At 51.6% G+C, this 12,122-nt stretch carries 13 protein-coding genes; 7 read left to right on the top strand and 6 right to left on the bottom strand.

From position 1 onward, the window contains the following. The first annotated feature begins 6 nt into the window (after positions 1-6). Both H6F80_RS30465 and H6F80_RS19280 read left to right on the top strand, forming a co-directional pair. Entirely contained in the window at positions 7-138 is a 132-nt protein-coding gene (locus tag H6F80_RS30465; RefSeq protein ID WP_277879216.1) for a hypothetical protein, read from the top strand. 281 nt (positions 139-419) lie between these two features. Beyond that, positions 420-845, top strand: coding sequence for a cyclic di-GMP-binding domain-containing protein, MshE-related (locus H6F80_RS19280; RefSeq protein WP_190793141.1), 426 nt, complete (start codon positions 420-422; stop codon positions 843-845). 45 nt (positions 846-890) lie between these two features. On the opposite strand, the gene H6F80_RS19275 is transcribed toward H6F80_RS19280, so the two are convergent. After that, entirely contained in the window at positions 891-1,889 is a 999-nt protein-coding gene (locus H6F80_RS19275) for an AEC family transporter (protein ID WP_242067453.1), read from the bottom strand. A gap of 116 nt (positions 1,890-2,005) precedes the next feature. On the opposite strand from H6F80_RS19275, the gene H6F80_RS19270 reads away from it, so the two are divergent. Together H6F80_RS19270 and H6F80_RS19265 are read left to right on the top strand one after the other, a co-directional pair. Then, positions 2,006-2,827: a M15 family metallopeptidase gene (locus tag H6F80_RS19270; protein WP_347277901.1), complete on the top strand. Its 822-nt coding sequence runs from the start codon at positions 2,006-2,008 to the stop codon at positions 2,825-2,827. A gap of 121 nt (positions 2,828-2,948) precedes the next feature. Then, entirely contained in the window at positions 2,949-3,650 is a 702-nt protein-coding gene (locus H6F80_RS19265) for an ATP-dependent Zn protease (protein WP_190793140.1), read from the top strand. Here H6F80_RS19265 and H6F80_RS19260 read toward each other — a convergent pair. Next, complete coding sequence (locus H6F80_RS19260; RefSeq protein ID WP_190793139.1) at positions 3,627-3,821, bottom strand: hypothetical protein; 195 nt, start codon at positions 3,819-3,821, stop codon at positions 3,627-3,629. The genes H6F80_RS19265 and H6F80_RS19260 overlap by 24 nt on opposite strands. Before the next feature lie 92 nt (positions 3,822-3,913). Here H6F80_RS19260 and H6F80_RS19255 point away from each other — a divergent pair, with 92 nt between their 5' ends. Then, entirely contained in the window at positions 3,914-4,741 is an 828-nt protein-coding gene (locus H6F80_RS19255; RefSeq protein WP_190793138.1) for an SDR family NAD(P)-dependent oxidoreductase, read from the top strand. A gap of 148 nt (positions 4,742-4,889) precedes the next feature. Here the strand turns inward: H6F80_RS19255 and H6F80_RS19250 are convergent, their stop codons facing one another. The 3 genes from H6F80_RS19250 to H6F80_RS19240 form a co-directional block, all read right to left on the bottom strand. Further along, positions 4,890-5,675 (bottom strand): HAD-IA family hydrolase, encoded by a 786-nt coding sequence (locus H6F80_RS19250; protein WP_190793137.1) that lies wholly within the window; start codon positions 5,673-5,675, stop codon positions 4,890-4,892. Between the two features lie 178 nt (positions 5,676-5,853). After that, entirely contained in the window at positions 5,854-6,381 is a 528-nt protein-coding gene (locus H6F80_RS19245) for a GNAT family N-acetyltransferase (RefSeq protein WP_190793136.1), read from the bottom strand. Between the two features lie 241 nt (positions 6,382-6,622). After that, positions 6,623-7,777 (bottom strand): DUF4142 domain-containing protein, encoded by a 1,155-nt coding sequence (locus tag H6F80_RS19240; RefSeq protein ID WP_190793135.1) that lies wholly within the window; start codon positions 7,775-7,777, stop codon positions 6,623-6,625. Between the two features lie 459 nt (positions 7,778-8,236). On the opposite strand from H6F80_RS19240, the gene ftsH3 reads away from it, so the two are divergent. Beyond that, positions 8,237-10,078 (top strand): ATP-dependent zinc metalloprotease FtsH3, encoded by a 1,842-nt coding sequence (ftsH3, locus tag H6F80_RS19235; protein ID WP_190793134.1) that lies wholly within the window; start codon positions 8,237-8,239, stop codon positions 10,076-10,078. A gap of 220 nt (positions 10,079-10,298) precedes the next feature. Here ftsH3 and H6F80_RS30870 read toward each other — a convergent pair whose 3' ends face one another. After that, positions 10,299-10,478, bottom strand: coding sequence for a tyrosine-type recombinase/integrase (locus tag H6F80_RS30870; protein ID WP_199296690.1), 180 nt, complete (start codon positions 10,476-10,478; stop codon positions 10,299-10,301). A 367-nt stretch (positions 10,479-10,845) separates the two neighbouring features. On the opposite strand from H6F80_RS30870, the gene H6F80_RS19225 reads away from it, so the two are divergent. Beyond that, positions 10,846-11,862: a zinc-dependent alcohol dehydrogenase family protein gene (locus H6F80_RS19225; RefSeq protein WP_190793133.1), complete on the top strand. Its 1,017-nt coding sequence runs from the start codon at positions 10,846-10,848 to the stop codon at positions 11,860-11,862. The last annotated feature ends 260 nt before the right edge of the window (positions 11,863-12,122 follow it).

Raw genomic sequence — 12,122 nt, 5'->3', positions numbered from 1 at the left:
TTAGTCATGCCCGATCGCCCAACTGAACTAACACGCGATCGAATTTATACACCCATTCATCCAGTTTCATCCAGTGACGATCGCCTCGTGCGTCAGAACACCAAGAAACAGGGTGTGGAAACGATGCCCTTGCTCTGATGCCTTCGGTCAAATTGTATAGATTACTATTCTGCTTTTCTCTGTCCTCATCCAGATGTTTATACTTAGATCCCTGATGGTATAAAAATTAGAAGGCTCAGTAGTATTGCGGAATGCTTAGCTTAACTTCATTTTTCTTCTTTCCGAAAAGATGAACTGTAGCTCAAGTCGAATAAACAGAGTTGCTATACTAGGTAGAATCTCTTAAACCAGTTCTTAACCTTTTTGTTATCGGGCATCTGCTCCCTCGATCGCCGCTCTAATTTTTCCCGGAGTGACCCATGCTCAATTCCTCACTCTATCAAGGCTCACCGGGTGGGCTTTCAACGCCAAAGCGAATCGGCAGCTATCTGACCGAAGCAGGGCTATTGACGGCTGACCAGATTCAGGTCATTTTGAATGACCAGCGGGCAACTGGAATGCGGTTTGGTGATATTGCTGTTGCCAGAGGCTGGCTCAAAGAACAAACGATCGAATGGATCATGGCAAAGGTGATCGAGCCTGAGCGTAAAGCAATCCAGACTGTGCTTTCTCAAAAGGCAAAACAACAAGCAAAACAACAGTCTTCCAGAGCCACTGCTCAACCGCCAAAGCCCTCTGAAACCACGGCGAATGGAGCAAGGCCCTTTGTGCGTCGGGATGCACCGATCGCCAAACCCCTGCCGCCTATAAATTCCTCGGATAGTGAAGTGAACTGGGTTGGTTAAAACGCGATAGGTTAAAACGTGATAGTGGCGTAGGCAAAAAGAACATCAAGGCGCAAATAGCCAGAGCCAGAGCGGTAAAACAAGCAGTAGCGCGATCGATCCCAGTGCCAGCGTAGTTACAGTAAAACTGCGATCGAGGTCATAAGCCTCAGCAATAAATAGCGTTGCAAACGCAGGCGGCATTGCCATTTGCAGCACGATCGTTAACTGTGGCAGTTCAGACAAGCCCAAGTGCGACAGTTCTAGCCCTAGCACCAGCGGTACGATCAGCATCTTAATCATCAGGCTGACGATCGCAGGCTGAATTTTTTGCCACGAAGCCAATTGACTTAACCGCATTCCCAGCAGCAGCAGTGAGAGAGCGATCGTGCCCCAGGCGAATCCTTTCAGTCCCAGTTCGACTGATTGAGGCAGTGCAAGCGAGCGACCTGCTAAGCCAATCCAAAAGCTCCAGAGTGCCGGATTGTTAATCAAAGCTTGCCCGATCTGTTTCCAGCGAGTCTGGTTTGGCTGCTGCGCTCGATCGCTAAAGTAGGCTGCCAGCAAAACGCCCAGCCCGTACGCGCCCAGGGTACTGCCCAGCGTGTCATAGAAAACCGCCCAGCCAAAATATTTCTGTCCCACTAGCGTCAGCGAAATCGGATAGCCTAAATATCCTGTGTTGCCCAGCATTGCTGCCAGCAAAAAGCTGCCCTGCGTCGATCGCTGCTGCAACTGATCTGAAATCAAATATTTTGTCCAGGGATGCGATCGCTGGTGTTGAATCCTCTGTGACAGGTAGTTTTGTGCTTTAATCCAGCCCCATGCCAGCAGCACAGCAGACAGCATTGCTCCCCAGGCGGCAATCGGAGCCAGCCACACCGAAGCCGATAGATTTGCCTGCCGCAAAAATGCAAAAATCCCGATCGGGATACCCACCCAAAACAGAAACTTGCCCATCAGAGCAGGAATGCGCGGGGGCAGCACCCGTCCTAGAAATAAGCCAAAGCCGACCCAGCCAACCAGGGGTAGATAGAGTCCGAGCAGGCGCATCATTTGGTTCATGAAGTGATCCTAAGAACTTGCGGCTCGTTTGCATTCCTCCATTACGGTAAAGTGGTACGAAAACTAGCTCGGTTTAGAATAAGCAGGATTGCCACCAGATATAGGAGGAATGGCCTGTGAATAATGCAGGATTACCCCCAGGAATACCGCAAGAATCGGCTGAAATTCCCGATTATGCTGATCTGCCGCACTCAGATATTCCTGAGGCAGTGCGGGAAATGCCGCTCGTAGAAACTTCCTCCTCTCATAAACAAACAAAAGTTCTGTGGGGATTAGGCTCAGGCTTGATTGCCCTGCTGCTGCTTGGGCTGTGGCTCATGCCACGTCTGCTGCGAGCGGCTTCTGCCCCGATCGAACCTCTCGCAAACATCACTCCGCAGATTATGGGACAGGCGATCGTCCTACTCAACGGACAGGCTGCCCCTTTACTGAATCATCTGCCCTATGCAGAGGCACCCCGTGCTGACCTGAAGCCCGTTTCATCCGATGGACAGGTCTTACTTCGGCGCTCGGCGGCAGCTAAATTCAAGGAAATGGCGGCAGCGGCAAAAGCAAACGGAGTCATCCTGGCTCCCCTTTCCGGGTTTCGATCGATCGCAGAGCAAGATCACGTCTTTTTTGATACGAAAGCACAGCGCGGTGAAGATCCCGAAAAACGGGCAGCCGTCAGTGCCCCTCCTGGATACAGCGAACACCACACCGGCTATGCGATCGACATCGGCGACGGTAAGCGACCTGCCTCTGACCTGCAAACAAGCTTTGAGACCACGGCTGCCTATCGCTGGCTCCAGCAGAATGCCGCCTTCTATAGCTTTGAGCTGTCCTTTCCTAAAAACAACTCGATGGGCGTGAGCTACGAACCCTGGCACTGGCGATTTGTAGGCGATCGAAACAGCCTGGAAACCTTTTACCGCGCAAGAGAAACCCCCCGACCTTAACTCCCCCTTACCCCTCATCTTTCCGCTCCCTCACCTCCCCACTCTCCCACCAATTCCTCTACTTCCTCTACAGTAAGAAAAGCAGACCCCAAGAAAAGCAGACCACCCCACCAAAACCCCAATGAGCCAGACTACGCTAAACCTGATTGCGATCACGATCTTTTCCCTGGTGATGGCGAGTCTGCTGGGTCCATTGCTGCATTTGTCTCCGGTTGTTCCGGCAGTCGCGGCATTTAGTCTGCTCAGCATTGCCACGCTCGATGCGTTCTCGCTTCAGGGCAGATTAGGAACACTGGTCGTAGACACGATCGCCCAATTTTCCGAGGAACACCGATCGCGGATTGTGCGCCATGAGGCAGGACATTTTTTGGCGGCGCATTTGTTAGAAATTCCGGTGACGGGCTACACGCTCAATGCTTGGGAAGCTTTACGGCAAGGGCAAGCCGGGCAGGGCGGAGTCAGTTTTGGTGCAGCAGAACTGGAAGCACAAATTACGACTGGGAAGCTTTCGACTCAGCTTATCGACCGCTACTGCACAGTTTGGATGTCGGGCATCGCAGCGGAACAAATCGAATACGGTAATGCTGAGGGTGGCACAGACGATCGCCAGAAAATTCGACTGCTGTGGATGCAACTTCAGCGATCGATGGGGGAAGCCGATCTCAAACAGCGATGGGCACTGCTTCAGGCAAAAACACTGCTGCAAGACCAGACGGTTGCCTATAAGGCTCTAGTGACGGCAATGGAACAGCGTCAGCCTGTGGAAGTTTGCCAGCAGGCGATCGAAGTGTCGCTGAAGTCAGCAGAGTTGCCAGGGCGATAATCCAGGTAGAACGGTTTGAGTTGCCATGATTTGATCGATCGCAATCCAGAGATGCTGTGTTTGTGCAAGCGGGGCGATCGGGAGTTCCACCATCGACACTGCCTCAAATTCTGCGTCGGATTCACAGCGTTTTATCGCGTTAGCTTCGTGCAGCTCACAAATTCCTATCACAAAAAGATCCCGCAAAAGTGAGACGGTTTCCGATCGTCCTTTGCTCAAACTAAAAGATAAAGTTTGTTGTAGTATTATTCCTCAAGAATTTTATGGCTCCCACCGTTCTCATTACTGGCGGTTCGCAGGGCATTGGCAAAGCGACCGCAAATCTGTTTGCCCAGCATGGCTACAATCTTGTTCTCACCGCACGTCGAGCTGAGCTCCTCGAAGAAGTAGCGCAAGGCTTTCGCGCCGCAAATCATCCCGTTTTTGCCATGCCTGCGGACACTCGCAACCCCGATCAAGTTAAAGATCTAGTCGAAAAGGCAATTCAGCAGTTTGGCGCGATCGATGTGCTGATTAACAATGCTGGAATCTTTGCGACTGGACCGGTTGATCAGTTCTCGCTGGAAGACTGGCATACGATCATCGATATCAACCTCTGGGGCTATATCCACATGATCCATGCGGTTGTGCCTCACATGATTGCTCGCGGCAAAGGCATGATTGTGAATCTCAGCTCGATCGCTGGCAAATCTTCCTCGGCGTATCTCGTTCCCTACGTCACCAGCAAGTATGGCGTTACAGGACTCACCGAATCCCTCCATGCAGAACTGTCGCCCAAAGGCATTACGGTTTGCGGCATTTACCCCAACATTATCAAGTCTGACTTTATAGGGAAGGCAGTGATTCGGGGCATTGATGAGCAGGACGAAGCCGATCGCCGCAGACAGCTTGAGCAAGTGCTGCAAGTGCCCGTGGTGGAAAAGCCGGAAGATGTGGCAAACTCTATCTGGGATGCGGTGAAAAATCAAAAAACAGAAGTGGTCGTCGGTTCAGCAAAGCTATCGCTGGGCGTAAGCAGCATTCTCCCTGGCGTGATGCAGTGGATCACCCACAAAGCCTTCCAGAACCGCGATAAAAGCAAGTCGGCGTAGACTTTTGGACTGGAACGATTCCTGCGTTCTCATAACCTACTGCGCTCTGGGGGGTTGGCATCTTGCCTGCCCTGCCTAAATAGGTGAAATGCCTATCCCGCAAGAGCAGTAAGAATGTTCTGGCGTAAGGCGATCGTCTCTATCTGAACTACGCCCTATTTTGAAACGGCAATTTGAAACAGGCTTCAATCTCTGCAAGCGTCAGGTAATCTCCGGGCTGACTAGCACTGCGATTTTCAATCACTTGCATTGGTAGAGCCGGATCGCCCAGGCTTGAAACCACCATGATCGCTTCGTGAAAATCTTCCTGCTGCGTATAGCTGCTAGTCGTCACTAGACAGCGAAATCCTGCTGCGATCGCTGCCACTAGTCCATTGCGCGAATCCTCAATCACTAGCGTACTTTCAGGCAATAAGTTCAACTGCTCCTTTGCCAATAGGTAAATATCAGGGGCAGGTTTTTTGCGCGGCACCATATCCCCGGCATAAACCTTGAAGTGCTTTGCCTGCTCTGTTCCCACCACAAACCCCAGCACCGATCGCACCGATTCTTCTGCGGACGTGGAAGCAACAACAAGCGTCCAGCCTGCGTCGATCGCTTCTTCTGTAATTCGCTTAATCCCCGGTCGGGCAGGCAGTTTGCCGCTCTGCACCATTTCTTTGTAAATGGCAGTTTTGCGCTTGTGCCATTCAGCAAGCAATTGACGCTGTTCTTCTGGGTTTGTGGGCAATCCAGCCTGTGCTACAAACTCCGGCGTGAGCAAACGTGCCATACGCTCTTTGCCGCCGCCGATTTTGAGCTTCTCGGTATAGTCGGACTCTGACCACTGCACAGGCAACCCGTACTCCGCAAACATCTGATTAAATGCAGGCAGATGTCCATCGCGCTCGGTATCAGCTAACACGCCATCACAGTCAAAAACGATCGCGCTCATATCTTCTTTCTTGTTACTGGTTAATTGCTTTAATTGCTGAAATTCGCTACGAATTTAACTACTGAAATAGAGTAAATTCTACAGTATTAAACTCTCCTGTATCAGCTAACAATAGGGCAGTGAATCGATTTTAGCTGTAATGGCTCTATGGTGAATGGTACGTCCAGCCAAATCAGAGCTATAGCTCAAGTTGCATTATCACGCGATCGGAGATTGGTAATCCGGCTTCCCTTTCTTGAAGTCTAATTTGCTGTAAACCAATTGTTAGTTCTGATTCGTCAGAAATGCGAAATCCCAATTTTGAGTAAAAGGGCGCATTCCAGGGGATGTGCCGAAAAGTCGATAACGCTACCGCCCGATAATCCTGAAGTTTTGCCCAGGAGCAAACCGCATTCACGAGTGCTGATCCGATGCCTTTTTGTCCATGTTCAGGATTCACATCAATTTCCTGGAGATAGAGGGTGTCATCAACTTCGCGAGTAATGGCAAACCCAACCACAGCATCCTGGTTATTGATTGCAACCCATACCTGCCCTGCTTGAAATCTTTCTCGAATCAAATCGAGTGGCAGTGGTTCAGCACTCACCAGGAAAGAATAGGGAGTGTCAAGAAATAAGCGATTGGCTAATTGCTCAACCTGAGACAGTAGGGTTAGTTGTTCAGCACAAGCAAAACGAATTGTATAACCTGATTCAAGAATTCTCATGGTGTTTTACACCTCACGGGGCTACGCGATTTATCTACCCGCTTTAGACTAATAAAGATAAGTTCAATACTTAAGTTTAATACTAAAGAAAATTGCCGGAGCAGAAGACAAGATACGTCCTCCGTTCCGGCTGATTAGCATTGCGATCGATTCATCCTTGCCCCTAAATTCCATCAGGATTGCATCAGGAGATGAAAGGCTTGATCGATCGCTTCATTTGGCGAATGAGCCTGACAAGTTCCTACCGCGTAATGCGCTGAGCACTAAACGTATTGCTCATGGCGTTTGCCATCTGGTAGTGATCCTGAATGTTGGGCAGCAGGGTAGAAGCATAGGCTTTTGCTTCGGGTGCCTGTCCTTGAGCAATTTGAGTTTGGAACAGAGCAACCGTCCGCAGGTGAGCCGTGGTCTGAGCTTCCATATATGCCCGATCGAACTCTGCACCTGACAGTTGGGACAGACGCTCAGAAATAGCAGCACTCAGAGGGTCAACACCCGTCGGAAGCTGAACACCATACCGAGCTGCGATCGGCTGAAGTTGCTGGTTAGCAAGGGTGTGCTCATCGATCATGCGCTGGGCGTATTCACGCACTTCCTGGTTGTTCGACTTTTGCAAAGCGAGCTGAGAAGTTGCGATTTCTGCGTTGTTGCCCTGCGCTGCCATACGGATGAACTCACGATCGAGGCTGCTTACGGTCATCATGCCGTTTTGCATCATGCCGCCGGAAGAATTGCGATCGACACCCTGCTGGTTCATCGGCATATTCATCTGCATGCCCCGATTCATCTGCATGCCCTGGTTCATTTGCATGCCCCGATTCATCTGCATGCCCTGATTCATTTGCATGCCCTGGTTCATTTGCGTGGAGCGGCTGTTATTCTCTTGGGTTTCAGATGCTCCTGAGTCTGGATTGATGTTTCGCGCTTCAAGCCGTCTTTCTGCTTGCTCAACCCGATCTGCACTGCTTCGATCGAGCGTCCGCGCTGGGTCATCAGAGGAGTTACTGCCAACGACCGCAGGCGAACCCGAAGGGGTTTCACTCGGTCCCGGAATTGTGCGGAACGGCAGGGAGCGAACCTGATCACCTGACTGGATCGATCGCGATGAATTTCTCTCTACTCTGTTAGAAGACTCGCGCTCCATTGAGGAACCATTATTCATCCCGTTGCCCATGCCAGGATTCGTCCCATTGCCCATACCGGGGTCATCGACCGAGGAAAAACCAGGAACACTGGGGCTGCCCGAGGGAGATTCACTGGGACCAATCGGAGATTGGAACGGCTGCTCGGTACGGCTTTGTGCTAGCGCAGGCAAGCTTACTGCCGAAGCAAGGGCAGCAGCACTGATAACGCCTGCAAAACGCTTCACAAAAGCAATACGATTAAAGTCTTTCATTGTAATAATAAGCCTTGATTTCGAGAGTGTAGTTTCAAACGTCGATCGCTCCTGAAGCCGCTTTCTCAACCAAGCTTTCTCAAGCTATAAGAAGGCAAACCAATAAGAAGGCAAAGGGATCGAACTTTTATCTCTAGGTACATTGGGCAGTGTAAAGAGTTATGCCCGCTACAAACCTCTACCAAGGGAATTGGGAAACCGACCGCCCCGTCTATCTTCAGGACGAATTCCCCACCCAATGTTCATATTGCCGTTACACCTTGCCCTGGCACGGCTGCCTGCCCCTGCTGCAAATCCCTGCCTTTCTGCGCCTACCATCCTTTATTTCGAGTGGCAGAATAGGAATAACAGAGAGTCCAACCCACTTTCTGAGAATCCTGATAGGATTGAGTTACATTAATTAATATTAAGAGGTTAGATTCCCCCCTCGCACGGACATTTTAGGAGGAAGAACCCCCGGTGAATAACAAACGGTGGAGAAATGCGGGGCTTTACGCGCTTTTAATTATCGTTGTTCTGTTTTTGGCAACGACGTTAATCGAGCGGCAGCCCCAGTCAGCAGTAACCTGGAAATATAGCCAGTTTATCGACCGCGTCGAGGCTAGTCAGGTTGAGAAGGTCATGATCAGTGCCGATCGCACCAAAGCTTTGGCACAAACCAGCGATGGTCAGCGCGTTGCGGTGAATTTGCCCAACGACCCCGGACTGCTCAATATTTTGCAAGAGAATGGTGTCGATATTGCCGTTTCTCGTCAGGCAGACGACAATATCCTGGCACGAGTCCTCAGCACGCTGCTGATTCCGTTCCTGTTGCTAGTGGTGCTGTTCTTTGTGCTGCGACGGGCACAGGGCGGTCCTGGCAGTCAGGCAATGAACTTTGGCAAATCAAAAGCTAGAGTCCAGATGGAGCCGCAAACGCAAGTCACGTTTAACGATGTGGCAGGCATTGAGCAGGCAAAGCTGGAACTAGCAGAAGTTGTAGATTTCCTCAAAAATGCCGATCGCTTTACAGCTGTAGGCGCAAAGATTCCGAAAGGTGTACTGCTTGTCGGTCCGCCCGGAACGGGTAAAACGCTGCTGGCAAAGGCAGTTGCAGGCGAAGCAGGTGTTCCTTTCTTCAGCATTTCGGGTTCTGAATTCGTAGAGATGTTCGTTGGGGTGGGCGCATCTCGTGTGCGTGACTTGTTTGAGCAAGCAAAAGCCAACGCTCCCTGCATTGTGTTTATCGATGAGATCGACGCAGTGGGACGGCAGCGCGGCGCAGGCTTAGGCGGCGGCAACGATGAGCGTGAACAAACTCTGAACCAGTTGCTCACTGAAATGGATGGCTTTGAGGGCAATACAGGCATCATCATCATCGCGGCAACGAACCGTCCCGATGTGCTGGATGCAGCTCTCCTGCGCCCCGGTCGCTTTGACCGTCAGGTCGTAGTCGATCGCCCCGACTATGCCGGACGACTGGAAGTGCTCAACGTTCACGCTCGCGGCAAAACCCTGTCGAAGGACGTGGATTTAGAGAAAATTGCCCGCCGGACTCCCGGCTTCACGGGTGCGGATCTGGCTAACCTGCTGAACGAAGCCGCAATTCTGGCAGCTCGTCGCAACTTGACCGAAATTTCAATGGATGAAGTCAACGATGCGATCGATCGCGTCCTGGCAGGTCCAGAGAAGAAAGATCGCGTCATGAGCGAAAAGCGCAAAACCCTCGTTGCCTATCACGAAGCCGGCCACGCGCTCGTTGGTGCCCTGATGCCGGACTATGACCCGGTACAAAAAATTAGCATCATCCCTCGTGGACGCGCAGGCGGTTTGACCTGGTTCACTCCCAGTGAAGACCGGATGGACTCTGGCTTATACTCTCGCTCCTACCTGCAAAACCAGATGGCAGTTGCCCTCGGCGGACGCATTGCGGAAGAGCTGGTATTCGGCGAAGAAGAAGTCACCACCGGCGCCTCGAACGACCTGCAACAGGTGGCACGGGTGGCACGGCAAATGGTGACTCGCTTCGGCATGAGCGATCGTCTTGGACCCGTTGCTCTTGGTCGCGCTCAGGGCGGAATGTTCCTCGGACGCGACATTATGGCTGAGCGCGATTTCTCCGAAGAAACGGCGGCGGCGATCGATGACGAAGTGCGAAACCTGGTAGACCAGGCATACCGTCGAGCAAAGCAAGTACTGCAAGAAAACCACGCGGTGCTAAACATGCTGGCAGATATGCTGATTGAGCGGGAAACCGTAGACTCGGAAGAACTGCAAGAGCTGTTGGCAACCAGCGATGTGAAAGTGGCAGCGATTCCTTAATGAATCTGATACCACTTCGCTAATTTCATAGATTAAATCAGGGGGCGGCTTGACCGTCCTCTTTTTTTTAGGGGGATATGGAAGGGTCGCGAGTCAGACCAGTTGCAGGCAATACAAACTGCCAGATCCATTTGCGATCGGCGTTCGGATATTTATGCTCAAGCACAAACGGCAGATTCACGGCTCCAAACCCTCGGCTCAAGTCCCGCTGGTGCTGTAGTTAGACACCCACTAGATGATCTCGCAATTCCTCTGCTACGCTCGATAGCGGTATCGTCACACGACTTTTGCTATCTTTGCCGTCCCTGACTACAATTTGCTGTTGAGCAAAGGCAACATCCTTGACTCGCAATCGCAAACCTTCAATTAAGCGAAGCCCGCTCCCATACAGTAGCTTCACGACCAGTTAATAAATATCGTCACACTGTTGGATCACGGCAGTGCGAAGCAGTTCCCCTGCGGGGTAATCGCCTCCATGAGGAATCTGAAAATATGCGGAAAGATTCTGGCTATTCAGCTTAAGCCGCGTACTATGCGGAAATAATCTGCATAATTAGTAAGTTTGGGATGTTATGCAGAATCATTCTGCCTATCCACCTACTATGGGATTTTAGGCGGAAATCTTCAGTCTATGAATAGTTCTGCTGCTTGCGTCCAGTGTTGCCTTTATAGAATTACAGACCCAATGTGACAGCCTAATCTACGCTTTACGGTCGCGTTACGGTGTGGTTGCAGGTGTTTCTTGAATTGTTTAGTCTTAAATCGTGATGAAAGCCTGGATTATTGAAGCGCATGGAAATACAGATGGCCTAGCTCTTGTGGATTGGCCGCAGCCTGAACTCGGTCCCCATGATGTTTTGGTCGCGATGAAAGCGGTCTCGCTCAATTACCGCGATCTCGGCACCCTACGTAACGCGCGGCCGGGCAATCTGGCACCGCCGCTCATCCCCTGTTCCGATGGAGCGGGTGAGGTGGTCGCAGTCGGCACCCAGGTAACTAGATTCCAGGTAGGGGACCGAGTCGTCGGAGGCTTTTTTCGCGATTGGATAGAAGGTCGCTTCTCGCTCGACTATCACAAGGCTTCTGGTGGTGGCTCGATTCACGGCGTGCTGCGCGAAACGATCGCGACCCCGGAATGGGCGCTGGTGCCAGTTCCGGAGACTTTCTCTTATGCCGAGGCTGCCACATGGCCAGTGGCAGGCGTGACCGCATGGGCATCACTCTTTACACGCGGTCACTTGCAAGCAGGCGCCACGGTTCTCACATTGGGCACTGGTGGCGTCTCGACTTTCGCGCTGCAATTAGCCTCCGCTGCCGGAGCCAGGGTTATTACGACCTCAAGCAGCGATGAAAAGTTGGCCAGAGCACGCGAAATGGGGGCCTGGGAGACCGTGAACTATAAGACCACCCCTGAGTGGGACCAAGAGGTGCTGCGCCACACCCAGAGCCAAGGTGTGGATCATGTGATTGAGGTCGGGGGCTCTGGTACCCTCGAAAAGTCGACGAACTGTGTCGCAGCAGGAGGCCAAATTGGCCTCATTGGGGTGCTCACCGGATTTGGTCCGCCAAGCGGGAGTTTGTTTCCTCTCATGGTGCGCAATGTCCGCCTTGATGGCATCTACGCTGGCTCACGCTCTGATTTGGCAGCCCTCATCGCTTTCTCAGAGGCTCATCAGTTGCATCCCGTCATCGACTCGACCTTTGGCTTCGCTGATTCTAAAGCGGCCTTTGAGTACCTTGCAAGTGGACAGCATTTCGGCAAAGTCGTGATTGACGTCGCGTAGGACGTACATCCGACACAGAATTGAGGATTCGCAAGAGTCACTATCAAGCAGCAGAACCAGGCGCTGCAACCGACCGCTTACAGCTTCGTTTGTTCCTCACTACGCTTCTAGCGGCGGCTGAGCTGTATCGTTATGCCGCCTTTAGTTATTAGTAAGGTAGTGTTCTGAAAAGTGTCTGTCAGTGCTTCAGGTTTGTTATGAAATTGCCAATATTCCAAGTTGATGCTTTCACAGACAAAGTGTTTGGTGGCAATCCTGCT

It is taken from the genome of Leptolyngbya sp. FACHB-711, from assembly GCF_014695615.1.
GTDB lineage: Bacteria > Cyanobacteriota > Cyanobacteriia > Elainellales > Elainellaceae > Leptolyngbya_A.
This window is presented reverse-complemented; position numbering and strand designations above follow the sequence as displayed.

Excerpts from the sequence above, each read along its gene's own strand:
- H6F80_RS19275 (WP_242067453.1), bottom strand. The coding sequence starts at position 1,889 with ATGAACCAAATGATGCGCCTGCTCGGACTCTATCTACCCCTGGTTGGC.
- H6F80_RS19225 (WP_190793133.1), top strand. The coding sequence starts at position 10,846 with ATGAAAGCCTGGATTATTGAAGCGCATGGAAATACAGATGGCCTAGCT.
- H6F80_RS19265 (WP_190793140.1), top strand. The coding sequence starts at position 2,949 with ATGAGCCAGACTACGCTAAACCTGATTGCGATCACGATCTTTTCCCTG.
- H6F80_RS30465 (WP_277879216.1), top strand. The coding sequence starts at position 7 with ATGCCCGATCGCCCAACTGAACTAACACGCGATCGAATTTATACACCC.
- H6F80_RS19245 (WP_190793136.1), bottom strand. The coding sequence starts at position 6,381 with ATGAGAATTCTTGAATCAGGTTATACAATTCGTTTTGCTTGTGCTGAA.
- H6F80_RS19250 (WP_190793137.1), bottom strand. The coding sequence starts at position 5,675 with ATGAGCGCGATCGTTTTTGACTGTGATGGCGTGTTAGCTGATACCGAG.
- H6F80_RS19240 (WP_190793135.1), bottom strand. The coding sequence starts at position 7,777 with ATGAAAGACTTTAATCGTATTGCTTTTGTGAAGCGTTTTGCAGGCGTT.
- H6F80_RS19280 (WP_190793141.1), top strand. The coding sequence starts at position 420 with ATGCTCAATTCCTCACTCTATCAAGGCTCACCGGGTGGGCTTTCAACG.
- H6F80_RS19255 (WP_190793138.1), top strand. The coding sequence starts at position 3,914 with ATGGCTCCCACCGTTCTCATTACTGGCGGTTCGCAGGGCATTGGCAAA.